We start from the raw sequence: 23,774 nt of genomic DNA, 5'->3' as shown, positions 1-23,774 counted from the left end.
GACGGAGGGGCACGACATGTCCGAAGACACCGATCACACTCCCGCTTATGTGACCGAAGGGCAGGAGTTCAACCGGGACACGAACTACATCGACGATCGCATCCTCAACGATCCGAATGCGCAGTGGCCGGTCGAACCCGGCCGGTACCGCCTCGTCGCCGCCCGCGCCTGCCCGTGGGCGAATCGCACGATCATCGTCCGCCGTCTGCTCGGCCTCGAGGAAGTCATCTCCATCGGCATGCCCGGACCCACTCATGATGCCCGCTCGTGGACGTTCGACCTCGACCCCGGCGGAGTCGACCCGGTGCTGGGCATCGAACGTCTGCAGCAGGCATTCTTCGCCCGCTACCCGGACTACCCGCGCGGAATCACCGTGCCGGCCATCGTCGACATCCCCACCGGCGCCGTCGTCACCAACGACTTCCCGCAGATCACCGAGGACTTCTCCACCCAATGGTCCGACTACCACCGTGAGGGTGCCCCGAACCTCTGGCCCGAAGAGTCCCGGGAAGAGATGGCCAAGGTGATGCGCCACATCTACACGGAGATCAACAACGGTGTCTACCGCTGCGGTTTCGCCGGCTCCCAGGACGCGTACGAGGCGGCCTTCGATCGTCTGTTCAATGCTCTCGACATCGTCGAAGATCGGCTGAGCCGTTCACGATTCCTCATGGGTGAGACCATCACCGAGGCGGATGTGCGACTGTTCACCACGCTGGTTCGCTTCGACCCCGTCTACTTCGGCCACTTCAAGTGCAATCGTCAGCCGCTGACGGCGTTCGAGAACCTCTGGGGATACGCCCGCGACCTGTACCAGACGCCCGGGTTCGGCGACACCGTCGATTTCGGGCAGATCAAACAGCACTACTACATCGTCCACCAGGATGTGAACCCGACGCAGATCGTGCCCAAGGGTCCAGACCTCTCCGGCTGGCTCAGCGATCACGGCCGTGACCGGAAGTTCGGTGGATCACCCTTCGGCGACGGGTCTGCTCCCGGCCCGGTCAAGCCCGGCGAAGAGGTCTCACCTGGACATACGGCATCAGCCTGGGTCAGTTGATACCCGGGTGAGCTGATTCCTGGGTGAGCTGAGAACTCGGCCTCAGGAATCGAACTGTCCGGCCTCGATATGATCGTCCCCGGTCGTATCGAGGCCGGCGGCCTTCTTCCGCCGCTGTTTGCGGACCTTGAACACGATCCACACGATGACGAAGACGACGACTGCGACAATGACGAGATTCTGGAAGTAGCCGGCGTATTCCTCCACGATGGACCAATTCTCGCCGAGTGCGAAGCCCGCGACGATGAGGATCGTGTTCCAGATCGCACTGCCCACGCTCGTCAGGAGCACGAATTTCAGCAGGCGCATGTCCCTCATGCCTGCGGGAATGGAGATCAGAGACCTGAAGATCGGGATCATCCGTCCGAAGAAGACTGCTTTGTCACCGTGGCGGTCGAACCAGTCGACGGTCTTGTGCACATCGTCGACATCGACCAACGGCATCTTCACCGCCACACGCGCAATGCGCTCGATGCCGATCCACTTGCCCAGCGCCCACAGCAGAACGGCTCCGACGAGCGAGCCCACAGTGGCGAAGACGATCGCAAGCACGATGTTCATCTGCCCCTGGCTCGCAGTGAAACCGGCCAGGGGCAGAACGAGTTCGCTGGGGATCGGCGGGAAGATGTTGTCGAGGAAGACCATGATCCCGACGCCCACCGGGCCGAGCGCCTCCATGACGGCCACCGTCCATGCCGAGAACCCGCTGAGGTTGTCTGCCGCGCTGCCGCCGGCGGCGAGAGCGTCACCTGCGGCAAGAGTTCGACCGGCAGGATCGCTGCCGCTCGCGGTGAGGGCGAAAACGGCAGACGAAGTAGTCGAAAAGCTGATCGGCATGGTCAAAAGTCTAGATAAGGGCGCGGCCTGCCGCTCACAGTGCGCTCACAACGGCTAGTGTGGAAATGGACACCTCCGGGCGGGAATCGAAGGCACCTTCCGGGCAGATATCTATGGGCAGACATCGAAGGAGCAAACACGTGGCACCTGCCAAAGTATTGGCCTCGCGCAACAACGTCGCCGAAGCCGGGCACAAGGCCGTCAACAGACCGGGCCCGGCGCACCTCATGCGCGCGGTCCAACGTTTCGGTCAGCGTCTGGGCAATCAGTTCGGTGCCGCGATCACCTACTTCCTCGTCCTGGCCGTCATGCCGATCGCGATGGTCAGCCTGGCGAGCATCGGATTCGTCCTCGATGTCGCACGCCCCGACCTGCTGTCCATGGTCACCGAGCAGATCGAGTCGTTCACGGCAGGCAACGAGTCACTGACGAAGACGCTCGAAGGCTATCTGCTCGAATGGCAGGCAGTGGGTATCATCGGTATCATCACCGGTCTCTACACAGGGCAGGGTTTCATCGGCAACCTCGGAGCCGCCGTTCGGGCGCAGCTGCATGAAGACTTCGACGAAGTCGTGGAGAAGTCGTTCATCAAGAAGATCCTCGGAAACGTCGTCACTCTCATCGGTCTCATCATCGGCCTTCTCCTGGCTGTGGCGCTGACCGTCGTCGGCACCGGCCTGCGGTCGATGATCGCTGACTTCCTCGGTCTCTCCGGATTCGCCGCGAGCCTGCTGTTCGTTGTTCCGCTGCTGCTCACGTTCGGTGCCGCCTGGCTGATCTTCTGGTTCCTGTTCACGATGCTGCCGGAGAAGCCGGTGGACAAGCAGGCGAAGAACCGCGGCTCCCTCATCGGCGCGACAGCGTTCCTCCTCCTCATCAACTTCTCCACCGTGCTCGTCAACCTCTTCTCCGGGAACAAGGCCGCCGGCGTGTTCGGATCGATCATCGCGATCATGCTCACCCTCAACGTCTTCGCCCGCATCGTCCTCTTCATCGCCGCATGGATCGGCACCGCGAATCCGCCCCGCCCGCAGGAGGAAGAGAGCCCCGAGTACCGTTTCGTGGAGCCGAAGGTCCAGGCGCAGAGCCTCGGTGCTCTGTTGGCCGGTGCGGGCATCGTCGCGCTCACTCTGCTCGGATTCCGGCGACTCGAGGAGCACCAGTCCGAAAGCGACTCGGTGAGACGTTAGACTTGGCTCGAATCCGCTAACTGATCGAGGAGACACGACCTTTGACTGATGCAACGACGGCTCGCCTGGACGACTGGGCGAAGAAGCAGACCGCCGCCGAAGAACTCATCCCGCTCGTCGGACGCCTGTACCGCGAGAATGACGTGCTGCTGACACTGTTCGGGCGGTCTCTGCTGAACAAGTCGGTGACCGGCATGATCAAGGCCCACCGCTACGCCCGCCACTTCCTCGGTGAAGACCTCGATATCCAGGTCACGCACCGGATCGTCAAGGCGCTGTCCGGCCTCAATCTGGCGCCGGCTCACATCGATCTGGGCCGCCTCATCGAGAAGCTCGATGATCCGAATGCCGATGTCGATGCCTTCCTCGCAGCCGAACTGGCCGAAGTCGTCGACTCCCAGGCCGGTCAGGGCGAAGTCCGCGACGTCGTCCTCTACGGCTTCGGCCGCATCGGTCGCCTGCTCGCCCGCATCCTCATCGACCGTGCCGGCGGCACCGGAATGCGTCTGCGCGCCATCGTCGTGCGCAAGGGCGGTGAGAACGACATCGTCAAGCGTGCTTCGCTGCTGCGCCGCGATTCGGTGCACGGGTCCTTCGACGGCAGCATCGTCGTCGACGAAGAGGCCAACACCATTCAGGCCAACGGCACCCTCATCCAGGTCATCTACTCCGATGATCCCTCGCAGGTCGACTACACCGCTTACGGAATCAACGACGCGATCATCGTCGACAACACCGGCAAGTGGCGCGATGACGAGGGCCTGTCCAAGCACCTCGCCAGCCCCGGAGCCTCGAAGGTCCTGCTCACCGCACCGGGCAAGGGAGATGTCAAGAACATCGTCTTCGGTGTCAACGACGACGCGATTGCCGACTCGGACACCATCGTCTCGGCCGCTTCGTGCACGACGAACGCGATCACCCCTGTGCTCAAGGCGATCAATGACAAGTTCGGTGTCCGCAACGGACACGTCGAGACGGTCCACTCGTTCACCAACGACCAGAACCTCATCGACAACTTCCACAAGGGTTCACGTCGCGGACGTGCCGCCGGGCTCAACATGGTGCTCACCGAGACCGGCGCTGCCAAGGCCGTGGCCAAGGCACTGCCGGAGCTCGCCGGGAAGCTCTCGGGCAACGCGATCCGCGTTCCCACCCCGAACGTGTCGATGGCGATCCTCAACCTCAACCTCGAGAAGGCCACGAGCGTCGACGAACTCAACACGTTCCTCCGTGAGGTGTCGATGCATTCGCCGCTGCGCAACCAGGTCGACTACGTCACCTCCCCCGAGCTCGTCTCCACCGACCTCGTCGGCTCCAAACGAGCCGGTGTCGTCGACGGACTGGCCACGATCGTCGACGAGGACCGCGTCGTCGTCTACGTCTGGTACGACAATGAGTTCGGCTACTCCTGCCAGGTTGTGCGCTGCGTGGCCAAGATGGCCGACGTCGACGTACCGGCATATCCCTGATTTCGCCGAGGCGGCCCACCGAATCCTGAGATGATTCCTTGGTGAGATGCTGAGACAGGCGCTCGGAGTCTTCGGACTCCGGGCGCCTTCGTCATTCCCACCGGCGCTGCAACCCCTCGCCAGCGTCACAACCTCTCAGCGGCATCACAACCCCTCGCCAGGGTCACAACCGCCCACCAGCGTCACGGCCCCTCGCCAGCATCACAACCGTCCACCAGCGTCACAACCCCCTGCCAGCGAGACAACCTCTCGTCGACGACAATGCCTCCCGCAGGACCGGGAGGCATTGCAGCCAGCGGGAGGAATTGCTCACTGCGCGTCGTCGGACTCCATGGCTTCGTGCAGCCAGATCGGGGTGAAGTCAGCGAATCGAGCCGAGAGCTCCTCGTCGCTGTCGAGGATGACGGCCAGCCGGTCATCGGCGCCGCCGAGCTCGCTCGCCCAGATGGGCCCCAGACCGGCGAGCAGCAGACACGCGATGACGACGGCACCGGCCAGCACCGGTGTCTGTGCCCACAGCAGCGCTGCGAACACGATCCCGATCACGACGAAGCCGATGGCCACGGCCATTCCCGCGTTGCGCGTGCGCGGCGCACGGGCTCTGGCCGGACGGCTCGCCGCGACCGAGTCGAGGATGTCTCGATTGATCCGCGTCCAGGCGATGATCGCGCCCAAGGCACAGACGATGCCGATCATGATGAGACTGAACGCGGAGAACAGGAGCACGGCGTCGATGTGTTCGCCTTGGGCCTGCAGTGCCGCGCCGAGTCCGGCGACGAGCATCGCCGCGGCCAGGACCAGCATGCTCAGCAGACGGGCGCGACGCACGGCGATGAGTTCGGCGAGCACACGGGCCAGGAAGGCGCGCTGGGCGGCGGGGTCGTCCGCCTGGTTCAACGCACGTACCCGAGTTTCTTGTCCACCGTGTGAGGGAACTCCTCACCGGCGAGATACTGTTCGAACAGGCGATGGAACTGCTGAGCCAGACGCTTCCTCCACCCGTCGGTGTCACCGCTCATGTGCGGGGTAATGATGACATCGTCGAGCGTCCACAGCGGATGTCCGGCAGGCAGCGGCTCCTCGTCGAAGACATCGAGTCCTGCTCCGGCGATCTGGCCGGTGCGCAGGGCGTCGACGAGGGCATCGGTGTCGACAGTATCGCCCCGGCCGACGTTGATGAACACGGCGGAGTCATCCATGGCGGCGAACACCTCGGCGCCGATGAGTCGTTCGGTCTTCTCCGTCAGGGGTGCGATATCGATGACCCAGTCGTATCCGGCGACATGTTCGGCCAGGGTCGCAGAGTCGATGACCTCACCGAAGTCGACATCGCCGCTGCGAGCACGGGATCCGGCGCCGGTGACCTCGATATCGACGGCCGTGAGCAGCTGGGCGATTCCCCGGCCGATCGATCCGGTGCCCACGATCATCGCCTTGGTCCCGGCGATGTCGCGGGTCGATCGGCGGTTCCATGTCTTCTGTGCCTGGTCGGCCAGTGATCCGATCGAGTTCTTCGCCTGCATGAGGATGAAGCTGAGGACGAACTCGGCGATCGGACGGTCGAAGATCCCCCGCGCATTCGTCACCGTCACCGGTGCCTCGACGAGTTCGTCGAAGAGGAGGGAATCGACTCCGGCCGCCGCGGCATGGACCCACCGGAGCCGGTCGGCGCTGCCGTAGGCATCCTTGAGTGCTGTGGAGAAGAAGTCCCACATCAGCAGCACATCGGTGCCCGGCAGCGCCTGGCTCAGCGTGTCCGCCTCGGCGATGCGCAGTTCGATTCCCTCGCGGTCACCCAGCTCAGTGAGCAGGTCGGGAATCTCTGTCCCGGGTGAGTTGAGTATCGTCAGTACCGTCATTCCTCGTCTCCTCCAGCAGTGGGCTTTCTGCCAGACTAACCGATGAGACCGCACCGGGGGCCGAATCGGCTGAGGGGGCCGATTCTGCGATGTCGAGGCTCTGCCTCTTCGTCGGTTCGTTCGACAGCGTCTGCGCCAACGGGGTGTTGGGCAGGAAGCAGAGGAAGACGAAGCCGAGCACGGCCAGCGGAGCCACCCACAGGAACAGCGGCACGAGAGCGTCATTGTAGGAGTTGATGATCAGCGAGTGCAGCGGATCCGGCAGGTCGGCGACGATGCCCGGAGTCAGTCCCGTCGAGGAGACCTTCGGCAGCGGCGTGTGCGGAGCGGACTTCGCGATGTCGGTGATTCCGGACTTGATGTTGTCCATGAGCCGTTGGGTGAACACCGAACCGATGAACGCCATGCCCAGGGTCGCTCCGACTTGGCGGAAGTAGTTGTTCGATGCCGTCGCGGTGCCGACCATGGACACAGGGAAGGCGTTCTGGACGACGAGGACGAGGGTCTGCATGCTCAGTCCCAGGCCCAGGCCGAGCAGGGCCAGGCAACCGATGGTCTCCCAAGCCGAGCTCTCGGCCTTCAGCTGCGAGAGCAGCACGAGCGAGGCGGCCATGATGAGGATGCCGGTCAGCGGGTACTTCTTGTACTTGCCGGTGCGGGAGACGATGAACCCGACGAGCGTTGAGGACACGAGCATCGTGCCCATCATCGGCACCATCATGAGGCCGGCGACCGTGGCGTCGATGCCGTGGACCATCTGCAGGTAGGTCGGCATGTAGGAGAGCACACCGAACATGCCGATGCCGACGAAGAGGCCGGCGATCGTGCACAGGATGAAGTCGCGGTTGGCGAACAGGCTCATCGGGATGACGGGTTCGCTGACCCTGAACTCGACGAAGACGAAGGCCACGGCGGCGATGGCACCGCCGATGATGAGGCCGTTGATCTGCCAGGAGCCCCATGCGTAGTCGTGCCCGCCCCATGCGGAGACGAGGACGATGCAGGAGGTGACGATCGAGATCAGGGCCATGCCGATGACGTCGATCTTCGGCCGCGGGCCGGTTCCCTTGGCGCGCTTGGGCACCTTGAGGAAGATCGCGGCGGCGATGAGTGCGATGATGCCCAGCGGGAAGTTGATGGCGAAGGCCCAGCGCCAGCCCGGGCCCTCGGTCAGCCATCCGCCGATGAGCGGTCCGGCCACCGAGGACACGGCGAAGGCGGAGCCCATGATGCCCATGTACTTGCCGCGTTCGCGGGCAGGGACGACGGAGGCGATGATCGACTGCGAGAGGATCATCATTCCGCCGCCGCCGATGCCCTGGAGGACGCGACCGAAGATCAGGGTCGACATCTCGTTCGCGATGAGGGCGAAGACCGAACCGAGCAGGAAGCAGCAGATTGCGAACATGAACAGCGGTTTGCGCCCGAACAGGTCGCCGACCTTGCCGTAGACGGGCATCATGATCGTCGATGCCAGCATGAATGCGGTGGAGACCCACAGCATCTGGTCGACGCCGTCGAGTTCGCCGACGATCGTCGGCAGGGCGGTGGCGAGGACCGTCTGGTTGAGCGAGAACATGAACATTGCGATCATCAGGCCCACGAAGAGCAGGATGATCGCCGAGGTGGCCATCGGCGGCGTGTCATCGCCGTTTGTCGCCGGTGCGGTTGTTCTCTGCGGTGTCGCTGTCATCGTCTCAGATTCGATATCGTGGTTGCTTCTCATCACGGCTTTCGTTGGATTCGTCGTCTCATTCGTCATTCGCGGCCCGTTCGTCCTGTCACTCACTGCGCTCGGTGCCTCGTCTCGGCCGGTCTCTCACTGCAGTCGGCCGAGGACCTTGAGGAAGAGGCCGAGGGAGTCTTCGAAGATCGCCTTGGTCCCGCCTCGCTCGTCGACCGCCTCGGGCGTCTTCTTGATCGTGTGTCCGGCATGGCTGAGCGGCACGCGGCAGAGTTGGGTGAGCATGCGCGCGCTGCGCCACGCCGAGTCCTCGGTGGAGAATTCCTGCCCGAGGTGGCGCAGCCGAGCCAGGACGTGACCGGCGACGATCTCCTCCAGGGCTTCGGCCCGGTCGAAGCTTTTGCTCACAAGCTCCGGGTAGAGCGCGAAGAGGCGACGGCGCCTGGCCGGCAGCTCCGGATCGACGTAGCCGATGAGCAGCGCTTCGCGGACGAAGCGCGCCGTGTCCTCGGCAAGCGTGTCCAGGCCGGCCGGTGAGTGGACGTAGTCATCGGCGAGGGCCTCGTCGACGCCGGCTTCGACTCCGAGGCCGACGATCGCGTCCTCTTTCGTCTCGAAGTAGTTGAAGAACGTGCGGGTGGACACGCCCGCGTCCGCGGCGATGGTCGCCACGGTCGCACAGGCGAGGCCGTCTTCGAGGACTCGGGTGATCGCCGCCTCATGGAGGGCGCTGCGGGTCAGCCGAGCCTTCTTCGAGCGCAGGGATTCTTCAATGGGCATGAGTACATTTTGCACCCCATGCAAACTTTCATCAAATGCAAATATGCAATTGTGCACTATTTCACTGTGTGCAGAATTTCACGGGGATGAGGCTCCCACCGCGGGTGCTCACATGAGCAGTTTGAGTCGGGCCCGATGCTGTTCGAGGGTCTGCAGCTGACCGAGCAGCGCCGCCTGCCCCGCCCCGTCGCTGGTGTCCTGTCGCTGCAGACGTGAGTGCAGCTCCTTGGCAATGCGTTCGAGGTCGTAGTCGAACAGGCGTGCGACGATGCCACGGGCGAACGGCTCGATGCCGGTGCCTTCGATGATCGGCAGCGGAGTCACGATCAGCTGTGCGATATAGGGTTTGAGATCCTCGGCGCTGGCTTCGAGGACGCGTTCGGCCCATTTCGATTGGACGGGTCCCGCCGACCCCAGTCCCCCGGCCGCCTTGATCGCCTCTTGGATCCGCCGGTAGCCGGGGTGTTCGAAGGCCTTGGCCGACAGCGAGTCGAAGAGCTTCGCATTGACGGCTTCCGGGTGCTGCAGGGCGACCATGAGCACGCCCTTCTCCGTCTTCAGACGTGCGGGGCTGATCGGGGCCGAGAGGTTCGAGACGTCGGGACGTTCTTCGTAGACGTATTCGATGCCGCGGTCGTCGGTGATCTCCCCCGCCGAGGCGGGACCGGCCCCGCGCGCGTCCCCGCCCGATGCGGGCACCGTCCCGGCTCCCTGTCCCGGCCCTGATGCCGGTCCCGAGTCAGGTGCGGGCGGTGCCGGTGGCGGACCATTGCGGAAATTCGTCTGCTGTGCCGGTGCCTCGGCGGTCTGGCGGTTCTGCTTCGGCTGCCGCTGTGCGGTGCGCACCGCGGCCTCCACCTCGTCGATGTCGACGCCGATGCGACCGGCGACGAACCGGTAGTAGTGGGTGAGGCTGTTGCGGTCGCGGATTCCGGTGAGCACCTCGGCGGCGGCCTTGACCGCGGAGATCCGGCCTTCGACGGTGTCGAGGTCGAAGCGGGCGATCGCTGTGGTGATGACGAACTCGAACAGAGGTTTGCACTCGTCGATGAGTTCGCGCAGGGCCGCGTCACCCTTCTGCATGCGCAGATCGCAGGGGTCGAGCCCGTCGGCTTCGACGGCGACGAAGGTCTGCGCGGTGAAGAGGTTCTCGAATTCGAAGGCCTTGAGCGCGGCCTTCTGCCCGGCGGCGTCGCCGTCGAAGGTGAAGATGACCTGTCCGGTCGGATCATCGCCCAAGAGCCGCCGGATGATCTTGACGTGTTCGGTTCCGAAGGCTGTTCCGCAGGTCGCTACGGCCTGGTCGACCCCGGCGAGGTGAGCGGCCATGACGTCGGTATAGCCTTCGACGACGACGACGCGTTTGGTCTTCGCGATCGACTTCTTCGCCAGGTCGAGGCCGTAGAGGACCTGGTTTTTGTGATAGAGCGCGGTCTCCGGGGTGTTGAGGTACTTCGGGCCCTTGTCGTCTTCGTAGAGGCGGCGGGCGCCGAAGCCGATCGTCCGGGCGGTCATATCCTTGATGGGCCAGATGACACGTCCGCGGAACCGGTCGTAGATGCCGCGACCGCCTTCGCTGGCCAGCCCGCCGGCGAGGATCTCCTCCTCGGTGAAGCCGGCCCGGCCGAGGTGCGAGGTCAGTGCGTCCCAGGATTTCGGGGCGAAGCCGATGCCGAACTCTCGGCTCGATTCGGCGGGAAAGCCGCGCCCGGTGAGGAATTCGCGGCCGATCCGGCCCGCCTCGGACTCGAGCGCCTGGGTGAAGAACCGCTGCGCGACTTCGTGCATCTCGAGCAATCGCTGTCGCCGGCTGGCCTGCTCCCGGTCCGGACCTTTGCCATCCTCGTAGCGCAGATGCATGCCGGCCTTGCCGGCCAGGGTCTCGACGGCTTCGACGAAGCTGAGCTGCTCGACCTTCTGCAGGAAGGTGAACACGTCGCCGGACTCTCCGCAGCCGAAGCAGTGGTACATGCCGACCTGCGGACGCACGGTGAACGAGGGAGTCTTCTCGTCGTGGAAGGGGCACAGCCCCTTGAGCGAACCGATGCCCGCGGTCTTGAGGGTGACGAACTCCCCGATCACCTCGTCGATGCGGGTGCGGGTGCGCAGTTCGTCGATGTCCTCGCGCTTGATGAGTCCGGCCATGGTCTAGAGCCGATCCTCCGCCCCGGCGTTGAGGTGGTGGTACAGGGCCCACGCGGAGTGGTCGGTCAGGGACGCGATCTGGTCGACGATGACGCGCAGACGGGCGGCATCGTCGGCCGCCTCGGCGTGGTCGGCGCGGAACATCGGGTCGAGGTTCTCCGGTTTCTGCGCATACCACTCGGCGAGGTCGCCGATCACCGCGGCCTGGATGTCATGCAGGCGCAGGCGGTCCTCGGCGACCATGACGGTCAGCGTAGCCATGCCCTTGAGCACGGCGATCTCGACCACGGTGGTCTCCGGCACGACGAGAGATGCCGAGTAGCGGGCCAGCGGCTCCCACCCGAACTCCTCGCGCGTCGCCGCTTCCGCTGCCCCGACGAACCGCCCGATGAGCTGGCTGGACATGTGCTTGAGGCTCGCCTGGGCCCGGCGGGACCCGTCGAAGGTCTCACTGGGCCAGTAGGCGGCGGCCTGGAGTCGGCTCAGCGCCTTGTCCATCTCCGCATCCGTCGTCTCCGGCAGATACCACTGACGGGTGATCTCGAAGAGCTCGGCCCGACGGGATTCGGAGGCGAAATCGGCAAGCTCGAGGTGGCCGGCGACGATGGCGTCCTCGACGTCATGGACGGAATAGGAGATGTCATCGGCCAAGTCCATGACCTGGGCTTCGATGCATCTGCTGCCGTTGTCGATTCCGGAGCGGTAGAAGTCGAAGACATCCGTGTCGTCATCGTAGACGCCGAACTTCCGCACTCCGGAGTCGCGGCGCCCGGACGTGGCCTCGCTGCGCGGCCAGGGGTACTTCGTCAGCGCGTCGAGGCTGGCCCGGGTCAGGTTGAGCCCCGCCGGTCGGCCGTCTGCGGCGATGACCTTCGGTTCGATCCGAGTGACCAGGCGCAGGGTCTGGGCGTTGCCTTCGAACCCGCCGATGTCCTTGCACAGGGCGTCGAGGATCGTCTCCCCGTGGTGGCCGAAGGGCGGATGGCCGAGATCGTGGGACAGGCACGCGGTGTCGACGATATCGGGGTCGCAGCCGAGGTAGCGGGCGAGTTCGCGTCCGACCTGAGCCACTTCGAGAGAGTGGGTGAGGCGGGTGCGGACGAAGTCGTCGGTGCCGGGCGCGACGACCTGCGTCTTCGCACCGAGGCGGCGCAGGCCCGAGGAATGGAGGACGCGGGCACGGTCACGCTGGAAGGCCGAGCGCCGTGGATTCTTTGCCGGTTCGCTCACCCACCGTTCCTCGTCCCACGGCGTATAGACCGCCACGGTCCCCGTCCGCACCGAGGTGTGCGGGTGAGTGTCGAAGGGCATTCTCATCCTCCAGAGATGTCGAGTTCGGCCTCCGACAGCAGCGATCGTCCGCTGGGGTCGAAGATACGGGAATCCAGCCAGCCTTCGGGCAGGTGCGGCTTCTTCGGTCGGGTCGTGCGACCCCGCGAGCCCTCTGCGGCCTCCCCCGGATAGGGGGCGTTTTGGTCGAGCTGGGCAAGCAGTCCGGCAAGCTCCTCGAGCGATGACACCATGGCCAGCCGGCTGCGCAGGTCTCCCCCGACCGGGTAGCCCTTGAAGTACCAGGCGATGTGTTTGCGCAGGTCCCGCACGCCGTAGAACTCGTCTTCGAAGTGATCGACGAGGTATTCGCCGTGCTTGTACACTGCCTGCCCCACCTCGGCGAGGCCGGGACGGTGACGCTCCTCGCTGCCGTTCAGGGCATTCGCGAGATCGCCGAACAGCCACGGTCGGCCCTGGCAGCCGCGACCGATGACGACGCCGTCGCAACCGGTCGTGGCCATCATGTCCAGCGCATCCTCGGCCGCGAAGATGTCGCCGTTGCCGAGCACGGGAACCGTATCGCCGAGGTGGTCCTTGAGTCGGGCGATCGCGTCCCAGTCGGCCTTGCCCGAGTAGAGGTCGGCGGCGGTGCGCCCGTGCAGGGCGACGGCGGAGACACCCGCGTTGCGCGCGGTCTCGGCAGCGTCGAGGAAGGTCGTGTGGTCGGCGTCGATGCCCTTGCGCATCTTCACCGTCACGGGAATTCCCCCTCGAGAGGCCTCGTTGACGGCCGTGGTGACGATGGCTTCGAACAGGTCCTGCTTCCACGGCAGCGCGGAGCCGCCGCCCTTGCGGGTGACCTTGGGAACGGGGCAGCCGAAGTTGAGGTCGATGTGGTCGGCCCGGTCCTCCTCGACGAGCATCCGCACGGCCTGGCCCATGGTGACCGGGTCGACCCCGTAGAGCTGCACGGAGCGCGGGGTCTCATAGGGTTCGTGGTGGATGATGCGCATCGTCTTGGGACTGCGCTCGACGAGGGCCCGGGTGGTGACCATTTCGGTCACGTAGAGGCCGGCGCCGTATTCGCGACAGAGGCGACGGAACGCGGTGTTCGTGATCCCGGCCATCGGGGCGAGCACGACCGGCGAGGACAGCTCGATGGGGCCGATGCGCAGCGGTGCTGCGGCGGCCGGGGACACGGTTTCTGGGCTGGGGCTGATGACACTCACGACCCCATTATCCCAATGCAGTCAAAATCGCACATTCTCGCCCCTCTTCGCCTGTCTCCGACGCCGTGTTTCCGGTGTCCGTTCGGACGTCAGTCTCGCCGGGAGTTCGATTCTGCTCCCCCGCTTTCCGGTTCGGCACTGTCCTGTCCAACGGTCCCCGCACGGAGAAATTCCCGGACGTCCCATTCGGTGTCCACGGCGAGTTCGGCGGCGAGCCGGTCATCGTGGGTGACGACGACCATCGCCCCGCCGAATCCCTCGAGCGCGGTGACGAGCGCCTCGAGCGAGGACAGGTCGAGATTGTTGCCCGGCTCGTCGAGGATGAGCAGCTGCGGGGCGGGGTCCTGGAGCAGCTCGGAGGCGAGGGCGACCCGGAAGCGTTCGCCGCCGGAGAGGGTCGAACAGATCTGGTCGGTGCGACCGGCGCGCAGCCCCATGGCCGCGAGCACTTCATGGACGCGGTGCGGGTTCAGATGCGGATTTCCCGCGCGCACGGCCTCCATGACGGTGAGGTCGGGCGGGAGCCGATACTGCTGGTCGAGGTGGCCGACAGGGACCGAGACGGTGACCGAGAGGTCACCGAAGAGCGCAGCGATCGGAGCGGAAGCCCCGTCACGGCCCGCGGCCGACATCATCGCTGCCAGCAGAGTGGATTTCCCTGCCCCGTTCGGTCCGGTCAGCCGGATCCGTTCGGGTCCGACGATCAACTGCGGTCGCTCCAATCTCGCCGAGGAGGCTTCGAGCACCCGCTTCGAAGCGTGCACCGTCGTCTCCGGCAGGTCGAGGCGCACGCTCGAGGACCGCCGCAGGATGTCTTTGGCCGCCTCGAGAGAATGCAGCGTCTCAGCTTCGTCTGCGGCTGAGTCGCCGCGCCTCTTCGCCGCGGACTTCTCTGCGGAGTTCCTCAGCCCGTTCATCGCGATCTTCGGTCGGCGCTTGTTCTCCTTGTCCTTCGCCGCCTTTCGGCCGGCTCGTGCGAGTTTCGTCTCGAGTTCGATGCGCTGCCGCTTCTCGATCGCATGGGCCTTCTTTGCGTCGATGACTCTCTGCTGCTTCGCTTCCTCTTCGGCCGCGACCATCTGCTCATAGTCGTCGAAGTTGCCGCCGTAGAGCCGCAGGCGATCGGTCATCTCGACGATCGCGTCCATGTGTTCGAGCAGGGTGCGGTCGTGGGAGATGACGAGCGTGGGACCGCGGCGTGCGGTGAGCATTGCACTCAGCAGCTGCCGCCCGTCCTCGTCGAGGTTGTTGCTCGGCTCGTCGAGGATGAGCCACTCGTCTGCGACCATCGCCGCACGGGCCAGTCCGATGCGGCCGGCCTGTCCGCCGGAGAAGCGGCTGAGGCTGCGGTCGAGGTCGGCCGCCTCGAGGTGGAGGCCGAGTTCGGCCGTGGCCGCCAGGGCCTGCTCTTCGATGTCCCAGGCCTCGCCGATGAGTGCGAAATCGGATTCCGCTGCTTCGCCGTTCAGAGCACGATGCAGTGCTGAACGGACCTTCGCGATGCCGAGAGCTTCATCGACGCGCTGAGCCGAATGCGGCAGCAGCTGGTCGATGTAGACGGCGTTGTCCGCGCCGGTGATCGTGCCGGCGGTCGCGGGCAGGTGGCCGGCGAGGAGTTTCGCGAAAGTGGATTTGCCGATCCCGTTGTCACCGACCAGCCCGATGAGTGCGGAGGGGATCGTGGCGGTCAGCTGGGAGAAGATCTCGGTATCGTCGCCGAGGCGGTAGTCCAGTCCGGACACAGTGATTGCTGTAGGCATGAGGATCCTCATTTCGTGGACGCAGAAGCGCTGCGGGCCCGTGGCACCCGCATATCACGGCATGAGGATTCACTTCACTGCGGAGATGTCCTTCGTCGGAAATGGGACAGCACAATGATCGCCGAGGCGGTTCGCCGCGTCAAGAGCACCTCCCGGCGGCGACCGTCGAGGCCGGGCCCGGAGAGCCTCAGACGATGATGAGCATGAGCTCGGCGGGCTCGTCGTGAGGATTCGTCAGCTGGTGCGGGACGTCACCTGGGGCTTGGGCACAGTCGCCGGCGTGGAGAGTGGTGCGGCGATCGATGGTGACGACCTCGATGGTTCCCGACAGAACGAAGAAGCTCTCACGCGAGCCGCTGCGGTGGGCGGCGAAGGCAGAGGTTTCGCTGTGCGGGTCGAGGCGGTAGTGGACGACGTCCATGTTCTCGATCGCCGAGGGCAGATCGCGGCGCCGGATTCCCTCGCCGAAGGTCGTTGTGGTGGGGATCGCCTCGGTGCGGGTGATCGTCACTTCGGGGGCGGCGAGGAGCTGGCCGACGTCGACGCCGAGGGCGCGGGAGAGACCCATCGCATTCGAGACCGAAGTGTCCTGCTCTCCTCGTTCGATCTTCGACAATGCAGCCCGCGAGAGGCCGGCCCTCACGGCCAGCTCGTTGAGCGTGAGGTTGTTGAATTTGCGCCGAGCTCTGATGCGGGCACCGAACACGCGAGCGCCGAGATCCTCTTCTTTCGCCATTGTCGAATCATAATCTATTCTGGGATAGTAGAATACGATCCCTCAAAGGAAATTCGCGTATATGTTGGCGATGCTGGCGCTCGGTCCGATCCTCGTTGCCATCATCCTGCTCCTGTTCAAACAGAGAGCCTGGGTATCAGCGATTGCCGGCACCGTCGTCGCTCTCATCGTCGCCTTCGCCTTCCCCACCCCCGCCTCGGTGTGGGTGGATTCCGGTATCGACTACTTCCCGCTCATCCTCGAGGTCGCACTCATCCTGCTCTTCGGGATGCTCCTGGCCCGGCTGCTCGAGGCGGCCGGTTCGATGTCGCAGATCTCCTCCTGGGTATGGTCCCAATCCCCCAGCCGACCGCTCGGCGTCGCACTCGTCGTCTTCGGCCTCGTCCCCTTCGCCGAATCGGTCACAGGATTCGGCATCGGCGTCACCGTCGGGGTGCCGGTGCTGCGCCACCTCGGATGCACCCTGCGGCAGTCGGCGATCCTCGGACTCCTCGGACTCATCGCCGTCCCCTGGGGCGCCCTCGGGCCGGGCACCACGGTCGCAGCCGCGCTGGCCGGGCTCGATGTCGACGAACTCGGCCTGGCCACGGGATGGCTCAACGCGATTCCGGTCATCATCGTCACGATCGCGGTGGTTGCGATCATGCGCCCGGGTCCTGCCTCGGCGCTGGGCATCATCGGGGCCGCCGCGCTGATGTGGGCGGGCATCCTCGGTGCCAGCATCTTCGTCGGCATGGCTCCGGCGGGAATCATCGGCTCGCTCATCGTCATCATCGCCATGGGCGCCCTCTTCGCTCTCCGTCGTCGCACCACCGGCTTCAGTCGGAGCCTGGGACGGGCCGCACTGCCCTATGCGTCGCTGACCCTCGGGCTGCTGCTGGCGCGGGCGCTGCACTCGGCCCTGCCGTCGCTTGTCACCCAGATCATCGCCTCTCCCCCGTTCTGGCTGGCCGTGGCCTGTCTCATCGCTGCGATCTCCGTCGCCGGGCGACGCAGCGTCGCCGCATCGGCCGCCCGATCGTGGGTGCCCATCGGCGTGGGAACGGCAGCGTTCATGGTCATGGGCTGGATCATGACGACGACGGGAATGAGCGCGGCCATCGGAGCGGCGATTCCCGCCGGCCTCCTCGTGCTCACCCCGCTGCTCAACTCGGCCGGCGCGGTGCTCACCGGGTCGAACACGGGGGCGAACTCGATGTTCACCGGCACGCTGACCGCGGTCGCCACCGCCTCACAGGCATCCGCACTGCAGGTCGTCGCCGCCGGCAATGCGGCCGGCTCACTGGCCGCCCTCGCCGCTCCCCCGCGGGTGGCGATGGCCGTGCAGATGGCCGATTCCTCCGGGCCCGCCTCGGCGCGCGATATCAGCTGGGCGCAGGGTCGGGCACTGGCCGTGGCCGGAATCAACGCCATGTGCCTCGGACTCTGGATCCAATTCTTCGCCTGAGGGCCCCGAACGTGCGGTCGTCGGAGGGGCGGCTCTCGCTCAGACGCGGATGATCTCGCGGGGGAAGTGCGTGAACGGTTCGCACCCGGTGTCGGTGATGAGGACCGGTTCGGACAGTTCGATGCCGTAGCCGTTCATCCACATTCCGCCGATGAGGTGGAAGGTCATTCCCGATTCGAGGATCTGATCATCCTCGGTGCGGATCGAGATCGTCCTCTCGCCCCAGTCGGGCGGGTATCCGATGCCGATCGAGTAGCCCAACCGGCTCGGCTTCTCCAATCCCGACAGCGCGAGCACACGATTCCAGGTGCGGGCGAGCTCGGCGGTGGGCACTTCGGGGGCAGCGACGTCGAGGACCGCGGTGAGCGCCTCGGCGACGACGCCCTCGAGTCGGACGAGCTCCTGCTTCGGTCGACCGGTCACCGCGGTCCGGGCCAAGGGCACGTGGTAGCGCCGGTGGACACCGGCGAGTTCGATGCTCACGGACTCATCGGCCTTGAACTGCCGATCGGTCCAGCTCAGATGCGGGGTGTCCGCGCTCTCTCCGGTGGGCATGAGCGGAACGATCGAGGGATAGTCGCCCCAGACCCCCTCACCGCCGCGGGTCTGCGCCTCGGAGATCGCTGCGGCCACTTCGTGCTGGCCGACTCCGACGCCGATCGTGCCCAGGGCCGCGTCCATGGCTGCCGTGGTCACCTTCGCCGCCTTGCGCATGATCGCGATCTCGGCCGGGGACTTCACCGCACGGATCCAGTTGACGAGTTCGAAGGAATCGACGAGTCGCCATTCCGGCACCCCGTTGACCAGGGCCCGGAAGGCGCGCGGAGAGAAGAAGTGCGAATCCATTTCGACTCCGACCGGTGAGGTCGAGGCGCGGGCGACCTCCCACCGCTGGCGCAGCGCGAACGCCACCCAGTCGAAGGGGTGGATATGGGGGCGCTGCACATAGCGCTCGGGGTAGCCGACGATGTCCTCCGGCGGAAGCCAGGAGGTGTGTGAGGCCCCGCGCGCGTCCATGTCGCGCATGAACAGCGTCATCGGACCCGACGAGGGCACGAAGAGCAGCTGCGGGGTATAGAAGGACCAGGCGTTGTAACCGGTGAGGTAATAGATGTTCGCAGGGTCGGTGACGATGAGTGCGGCCAGGCCCTGATCGACCATCCGGTTGCGCACCGACGCGATCCGGCCGAGGTACTCCTCGGGACTGAACGACAGCTCGTCGGCCCCGATCGTATCGACCTCGCCGGGAACCGGCTGCGGGCGAGCTCTGACCTCCTGGCCTGCCTGCCCCTGTTCGGCACCGGGCCGCATACCGTAGACATCCGGGCGATTCTCTTCGCCGCCGTAGAACAGCTCACCCTCATTCATGACACCAGTGTGGTGACCTGTCTCACAGCCTGTCAATCACTGTCGACGCGCGTGTTGTCGGCATCGATCGAGCTGCGGGTGGTCGATGGCGATTTTCGACATTTCTGACGAATCGAGAATCAATCTTTTTCACTTTCGACGAAATTCGCATCTCGCACGGCGCATTTCAGTCGAATCGGTGATAGATTGGGCTGAGACACACATCACGGAGGTGAAGAATGGACCAGTTCCTGCCGAACGGCAGCGGTTCCCGACTGGGAAATCTCGACGAGAAATCTAAGGCGATCATCGTCGAACTGCAGCACGACGGAAGGAAATCGTATTCGGCCATCGGCAAATCCGTGGGATTGTCCGAGGCCGCTGTGCGTCAGCGGGTCTCAAGGCTCATCGACTCCGGAGTCATGGAGATCGTCGCCGTGACCGACCCGCTGAGTCTCGGTTTCGCCCGGCAGGCGATGGTGGGGCTGAAGATCCGCGGAGACATCACTGCGGTCGCCGATCGGCTCCACGACTACGACGAGATCGACTATCTCGTCGTGACTGCGGGGTCGTTCGACCTCCTCGTCGAGATCGTGTGTGAGTCGGATCGGCATCTGATCGAATTCGTCAACGAAGAGCTCCGCTCGATCGATGCCGTCGTGGATACGGAGCTCTTCATGTACCTCTCACTGGAGAAGCAGAAATACAATTGGGGGACACGATGACAGAGAATGTCACCAGGGCTGGCACTCCTTATCAGGAGGCCATCCGCAACAACGTGTGGATGCATATGTCACCACACCAGGCACTGTTCAACGGTGGTGAAGCGCCGGTCATCGTACGCGGCGAAGGCCACCACATCTTCGACGACAAGGGGAAGAAGTACCTCGACGGTCTCGCCGGCCTGTTCACCGTCCAGGTGGGCCACGGTCGCGAGGAGATCGCGAAGGCGATGTACGACCAGACGCTCAAGCTGCCGTTCATGCCGCTGTGGTCCTACACCCACCCGCAGGCCATCGAGGTCTCGGAACGTCTGGCCAACTACGCGCCGGGCGATCTCAACCGCGTCTTCCTCACCTCCGGCGGTGGAGATTCGGTCGAGTCGGCGATGAAGCTGGCGAAGAACTACTTCAAGCTCGTTGGCAAGCCGGGCAAGCACAAGATCATCTCGCGTGCCACGGCCTACCACGGCACACCGCACGGTGCGCTGTCGGTGACCTCGCTGCCGGGCCTGCGCGAGCAGTTCGCTCCGCTGGTGCCCGGCGCCCACAAGGTGCCGAACACGAACTTCTACCGGGCTCCCGAGCACCTCGCCCATGACGAGAAGGCCTTCGGCCGTTGGGCCGCCGACCGCATCGGCGAAGCCATCGAGTTCGAAGGCGCCGACTCCGTTGCCGCCGTCTTCCTCGAACCTGTGCAGAACTCCGGTGGCTGCTTCCCGCCGCCTCCCGGATACTTCGAGCGGGTCCGTGAGATCTGCGACGAGTACGATGTGCTGCTGGTCTCGGACGAGACGATCTGCGCCTACGGTCGCGTCGGCGACATGTTCGCCTGCAACGACTTCGGCTACGTCCCCGACATCATCACCTCCGCCAAGGGCATCACCTCCGGCTACGCGCCGCTGGGTGCGATGATCGCCTCCGATCGTCTCTTCGAGCCCTTCGGCCCGGGTGGGGATGAGACCTTCTACCACGGCTACACCTTCGGTGGACACCCCGTCTCCTGTGCCGCGGCCATGGCGAACTTCGACGTCTTCGAGACCGAGAAGCTCAACGATCATGTGCATGAGAACGCCGCCGCGTTCAAGTTCACGCTCGAGAAGCTCAAGGACCTGCCGATCGTCGGCGATGTCCGCGGTGAGGGATTCTTCTACGGGATCGAACTCGTCAAGGACAAGGACACCAAGGAGTCGTTCACCGAAGAGGAGTCCGAGCGGATCCTCAAGGACTTCGTGTCCGCGAAGATGTACGACAGCGGTCTGTACTGCCGTGCCGATGACCGTGGAGACCCGGTCATCCAGCTCTCGCCCCCGCTGACGGTGGGCCAGAGCGAGTTCGACGAGATGGAGCAGATCATCCGCGGCGTCCTCACCGAAGCCTGGACCAAACTCTGACCCCCTAATTGCTACCCGACGGCGGCCCAGCAACCTCGCGCGAGGTTGCTGGGCCGCCGTCGGGATCCTTCTATGTCTGTCAAGCGGCTTGGCCGATCGAGTTCGTGGCCTCGAGAATGCGATACACAGAACGGGCCAAGTGACGCTTCATGCACCGGATGGTCTCCTTCTTCGTCTTCCCCTCGCCAAGCCGTTTAGCCATGTATGCCTGGGACCTCTTCTGGTGAGAAAGCCGCGTGATGGCCACCATGTACAACGCAGAATTCAACCGACGATCACCACTGCGATTAAGCCGGAACCTCACCACATTCCCCGACGACGCCGGTATCGGGCTGACCCCCGCCAGCTTCGCAAACGCAGCCTCTGAACGCACCCGCCCAGGATGCGACCACGCCAGGTAGAACACAGCCGCGGTGATCGGACCAATCCCCGGCTCAGCCAGCAACACCGCAGCCGGGCTGTCCTTGACCAAAGCTTCGATCCGGGTGGCGTAGTCCTTGATATCGGCATCGACTTCGACGACGCGTTTGGCTAACCGAATCGCTTCCCGACGAGCCTCGGTAAGTGCCACAGACTCGTTCCTGATCCGCCACTTCGCAACCGCGTGGATCTTGACGACCGACAGTTTCCGACGCGCATCCATACCGAGGTCATGAGTACGCAACAGCGCGGTGAGCGCATTGACAGTCCGGGTCTTCTCCCGGGTCATGGACTCCCGCGCCTTGACCAGGATCTGCAGTCCCTGACGCGGCCCATCAGCCTGCCGGGGGAACCGCAGCCGCGACTCATCCATCGACAGGACCGTGCCAGCGATCCGTCGGGCATCGATCCGGTCATCCTTGCCCGTGGCATGCCGGTCACGAGCATTCATGCTGGCGGCCTCGGCGACTGTGTACCCGTTGTCGGCAACATGGTCGGCAAGGATCGCCCCGTAAGTGCCGATACCCTCGATCACCCACAGGGTGTCGAGGTCCCCGCCGGTACGGCGACCGGCCCACAGCAGCGCCCGTTTCAGGCCAGCTTTCGTGGTCGGGAATGCAGCAGTGTCGACGTGCTCACCAGTGTTGGTGAGGACACTGTAGACGTGGTTCTTCGCGTGGGTGTCGACGCCAACGACAAACGCGTATAAATGCGAGATGATAGTCATGACGGTTCGTGATTCTCCTGTGTCAGAACGGATGAGGTCCGACCGTCGAACGGTCGGCTCCGGTCCGGGAGATAGTCACGTCGAAACACTACTGTGATGAGTCACGTTCGGTCAGGAACGGACAACCTTCTGATCAAGTTATCGATGTGGGCCGAGCCGGTGCCGACCGCCCACCGATCATCAGACAGATCCCGACGAGGACATCGTTCGAGTCAGTAGTTCTGCGGGTCATGATGATCGATGGGACGGTCAGTTCCTACTCTGCCAGCCAGTCCCAGACCAGCCACTATCAATACTCACAGTAGTTCTGGAGGGTGGAGGAAGGGGCTGCTCAGCGGCCGCGGTCGCGGAGACGGGCCTCACGGCGAGTCATCGGGGCCTGCGACTCGATTCCGCTGACCGACGTTCCGGGTGCGACCGCCTCCTCCGCCGGTTCGGAGCGCCGCGGCGGACGCAGGCCGGAACGGACGACGAGGACGCCGAGTCCGGTCGTCAGCGGGATCGCGACGACCAGTCCGATCGAACACACGAGGATGCTCACCACTTCCACGGACATGTCACCGAGGGTGAACGTGTCGAACAGCGACTGGTCATGGGCGGAGACGATGATGAGCGTCATCAGTGCCGACCCGACATACGCGAAGGTGATCGTGTAGACCGTCGAGGCGATGTGGTCGCGCCCGATGCGCATCGCCCGCGCGAAGAGCTGCGCCGGCTTCATGGTCGGAGCCGCCGTTGCCAGCTCCCACACCGCCGATGCCTGAGTGATCGTGACATCGTTGAGCACCCCGAGACCGGTGATGAGGATCGCGCAGACGATGATGTCGGTCATCGCCAGGTCCGTCGTATCGACGAGGAGGTACCCGTCTTCCGAATAGGCGATGCCCAGATTCGCCCACGACGTCATCCACGCGCCGAGGAGGCCGGTGATGATGATGCCGAGCACCGTGCCGAACAGCGCCGTCGACGTCCGGGCGGAGATTCCGTGGGCAAGATAGAGCGCGACGACCATGATCGCACTCGCTGCGACCAGGGCCACCAGCAGCGGAGGTCTGCCGTCGAGCATCGCCGGCAGCATGAAGACGAACAGCACGGCACCGGCGAAGCCGAGTCCCAGCAGCGCCCTCAAGCCCCGGATACCGGCGACGAGGAGGACGACGATCGCATAGATGATCGCCAGTGCCAGCATCGGCACGTTCCGGTCGAAGTCGATGAAGACGTAGTCGGCACCCAGTTCGGCGCGGTCCGGTGAGTCGGTGAAGTCGAGGACCTTGAGCGTGTCACCGACCTCAACGCCGGCCTTGACGGCGTCGGGAGTGACGTAGAGGCTGCCTTCGCGGCCGTCGGCTTCGACGGTGTAGGTCGTGCAGTCGGCGCGGACCATCGGGTCCGTCTCCCCCGCCTCGCAAGCGGTGGCGTCGACGGCTGTGACAGTCGCCTCGGTATGGGAGGTGCCTTCGGCGGAGTTCGTCGTCGGCCCGCCTCCGGGCAGATCCGTGTCCGGGTTCCCGGGCCACAGCAGCACGATTCCGACGATCGTGGCGACCACGAGCGGGATGAGGCAGGCGATCATGATCCGGCGAACGCGCGGCGAGGCCTTCGGCTCGGACTGGACAGTCATATGCATGGCGGACCTTCGTTGGGTGGCGAAGCTTGAGGCGAGGCAGTGATGAGACCGGTGGTGAGGGGAGCCCAGATG

At 64.8% G+C, this 23,774-nt stretch carries 19 protein-coding genes; 6 read left to right on the top strand and 13 right to left on the bottom strand.

Annotated features, from left to right (window positions below; translation table 11 throughout):
• The first annotated feature begins 16 nt into the window (after positions 1-16).
• Positions 17-1,060, top strand: coding sequence for a glutathione S-transferase family protein (locus ACQE2J_RS09255; RefSeq protein ID WP_426937480.1), 1,044 nt, complete (start codon positions 17-19; stop codon positions 1,058-1,060).
• A gap of 42 nt (positions 1,061-1,102) precedes the next feature.
• On the opposite strand, the gene ACQE2J_RS09250 is transcribed toward ACQE2J_RS09255, so the two are convergent.
• On the bottom strand, positions 1,103-1,738 hold the full coding sequence (locus tag ACQE2J_RS09250) for a DedA family protein (RefSeq protein WP_426937505.1): 636 nt from the start codon (positions 1,736-1,738) through the stop codon (positions 1,103-1,105).
• Positions 1,739-2,037: 299 nt separating this feature from the next.
• Between ACQE2J_RS09250 and ACQE2J_RS09245 the strand changes: the two genes are divergently transcribed.
• On the top strand, positions 2,038-3,087 hold the full coding sequence (locus ACQE2J_RS09245; protein WP_426937479.1) for a YhjD/YihY/BrkB family envelope integrity protein: 1,050 nt from the start codon (positions 2,038-2,040) through the stop codon (positions 3,085-3,087).
• A gap of 41 nt (positions 3,088-3,128) precedes the next feature.
• Positions 3,129-4,556, top strand: coding sequence for a glyceraldehyde-3-phosphate dehydrogenase (locus ACQE2J_RS09240; protein ID WP_425119567.1), 1,428 nt, complete (start codon positions 3,129-3,131; stop codon positions 4,554-4,556).
• Between the two features lie 309 nt (positions 4,557-4,865).
• Here the strand turns inward: ACQE2J_RS09240 and ACQE2J_RS09235 are convergent, their stop codons facing one another.
• The 9 genes from ACQE2J_RS09235 to ACQE2J_RS09195 all read right to left on the bottom strand — a co-directional run bounded on the left by ACQE2J_RS09235 (position 4,866) and on the right by ACQE2J_RS09195 (position 16,021).
• Positions 4,866-5,453 (bottom strand): hypothetical protein, encoded by a 588-nt coding sequence (locus ACQE2J_RS09235; RefSeq protein WP_135541174.1) that lies wholly within the window; start codon positions 5,451-5,453, stop codon positions 4,866-4,868.
• A complete protein-coding gene (locus ACQE2J_RS09230; RefSeq protein WP_135541176.1) occupies positions 5,450-6,415 on the bottom strand; it encodes a D-2-hydroxyacid dehydrogenase in 966 nt (321 codons plus the stop codon). The genes ACQE2J_RS09235 and ACQE2J_RS09230 overlap by 4 nt, the downstream gene beginning before the upstream one ends.
• Positions 6,357-8,108, bottom strand: a complete 1,752-nt coding sequence (locus ACQE2J_RS09225) for an MDR family MFS transporter (RefSeq protein ID WP_426937478.1) — start codon at positions 8,106-8,108, stop codon at positions 6,357-6,359. Before ACQE2J_RS09225 ends, ACQE2J_RS09230 begins: the two co-directional genes overlap by 59 nt.
• 126 nt (positions 8,109-8,234) lie before the next feature.
• Positions 8,235-8,879 carry a TetR/AcrR family transcriptional regulator gene (locus ACQE2J_RS09220; protein WP_135541180.1) on the bottom strand — a complete coding sequence of 215 codons (645 nt, stop codon included), beginning with the start codon at positions 8,877-8,879 and terminating at the stop codon, positions 8,235-8,237.
• Between the two features lie 108 nt (positions 8,880-8,987).
• Positions 8,988-11,024 carry a DNA primase gene (gene dnaG, locus ACQE2J_RS09215; RefSeq protein WP_135541182.1) on the bottom strand — a complete coding sequence of 679 codons (2,037 nt, stop codon included), beginning with the start codon at positions 11,022-11,024 and terminating at the stop codon, positions 8,988-8,990.
• Positions 11,025-11,027: 3 nt separating this feature from the next.
• Entirely contained in the window at positions 11,028-12,335 is a 1,308-nt protein-coding gene (locus tag ACQE2J_RS09210) for a deoxyguanosinetriphosphate triphosphohydrolase (protein ID WP_135541184.1), read from the bottom strand.
• A gap of 2 nt (positions 12,336-12,337) precedes the next feature.
• On the bottom strand, positions 12,338-13,525 hold the full coding sequence (gene dusB / locus ACQE2J_RS09205; RefSeq protein WP_135541186.1) for a tRNA dihydrouridine synthase DusB: 1,188 nt from the start codon (positions 13,523-13,525) through the stop codon (positions 12,338-12,340).
• A gap of 89 nt (positions 13,526-13,614) precedes the next feature.
• Complete coding sequence (locus ACQE2J_RS09200; protein WP_135541188.1) at positions 13,615-15,285, bottom strand: ATP-binding cassette domain-containing protein; 1,671 nt, start codon at positions 15,283-15,285, stop codon at positions 13,615-13,617.
• Between the two features lie 187 nt (positions 15,286-15,472).
• The gene (locus ACQE2J_RS09195) at positions 15,473-16,021 is read right to left on the bottom strand and encodes a helix-turn-helix domain-containing protein (protein ID WP_135541190.1); all 549 of its coding nucleotides are present in this window, start codon (positions 16,019-16,021) and stop codon (positions 15,473-15,475) included.
• 61 nt (positions 16,022-16,082) lie between these two features.
• On the opposite strand from ACQE2J_RS09195, the gene ACQE2J_RS09190 reads away from it, so the two are divergent.
• Positions 16,083-17,468 carry an L-lactate permease gene (locus tag ACQE2J_RS09190; RefSeq protein WP_135541192.1) on the top strand — a complete coding sequence of 462 codons (1,386 nt, stop codon included), beginning with the start codon at positions 16,083-16,085 and terminating at the stop codon, positions 17,466-17,468.
• Between the two features lie 39 nt (positions 17,469-17,507).
• Here the strand turns inward: ACQE2J_RS09190 and ACQE2J_RS09185 are convergent, their stop codons facing one another.
• Positions 17,508-18,836, bottom strand: a complete 1,329-nt coding sequence (locus ACQE2J_RS09185; protein ID WP_205683369.1) for a M24 family metallopeptidase — start codon at positions 18,834-18,836, stop codon at positions 17,508-17,510.
• Between the two features lie 218 nt (positions 18,837-19,054).
• On the opposite strand from ACQE2J_RS09185, the gene ACQE2J_RS09180 reads away from it, so the two are divergent.
• Both ACQE2J_RS09180 and ACQE2J_RS09175 read left to right on the top strand, forming a co-directional pair.
• Positions 19,055-19,540, top strand: coding sequence for an Lrp/AsnC family transcriptional regulator (locus tag ACQE2J_RS09180; protein WP_135541194.1), 486 nt, complete (start codon positions 19,055-19,057; stop codon positions 19,538-19,540).
• On the top strand, positions 19,537-20,928 hold the full coding sequence (locus ACQE2J_RS09175) for an aspartate aminotransferase family protein (RefSeq protein ID WP_135541196.1): 1,392 nt from the start codon (positions 19,537-19,539) through the stop codon (positions 20,926-20,928). Before ACQE2J_RS09180 ends, ACQE2J_RS09175 begins: the two co-directional genes overlap by 4 nt.
• Before the next feature lie 79 nt (positions 20,929-21,007).
• On the opposite strand, the gene ACQE2J_RS09170 is transcribed toward ACQE2J_RS09175, so the two are convergent.
• Together ACQE2J_RS09170 and ACQE2J_RS09165 are read right to left on the bottom strand one after the other, a co-directional pair.
• Positions 21,008-22,075: an IS110 family transposase gene (locus tag ACQE2J_RS09170; RefSeq protein ID WP_426937298.1), complete on the bottom strand. Its 1,068-nt coding sequence runs from the start codon at positions 22,073-22,075 to the stop codon at positions 21,008-21,010.
• 331 nt (positions 22,076-22,406) lie between these two features.
• Positions 22,407-23,696: a YibE/F family protein gene (locus ACQE2J_RS09165; protein ID WP_426937477.1), complete on the bottom strand. Its 1,290-nt coding sequence runs from the start codon at positions 23,694-23,696 to the stop codon at positions 22,407-22,409.
• Positions 23,697-23,774 lie beyond the last annotated feature (78 nt).

The sequence above is a fragment of the Brevibacterium sp. LE-L genome (assembly GCF_050214925.1).
In the GTDB taxonomy this organism is placed as follows: domain Bacteria; phylum Actinomycetota; class Actinomycetes; order Actinomycetales; family Brevibacteriaceae; genus Brevibacterium.
The sequence above is the reverse complement of the archived record's forward strand: the minus strand, read 5'-3'. Positions and strand labels throughout refer to the sequence as shown.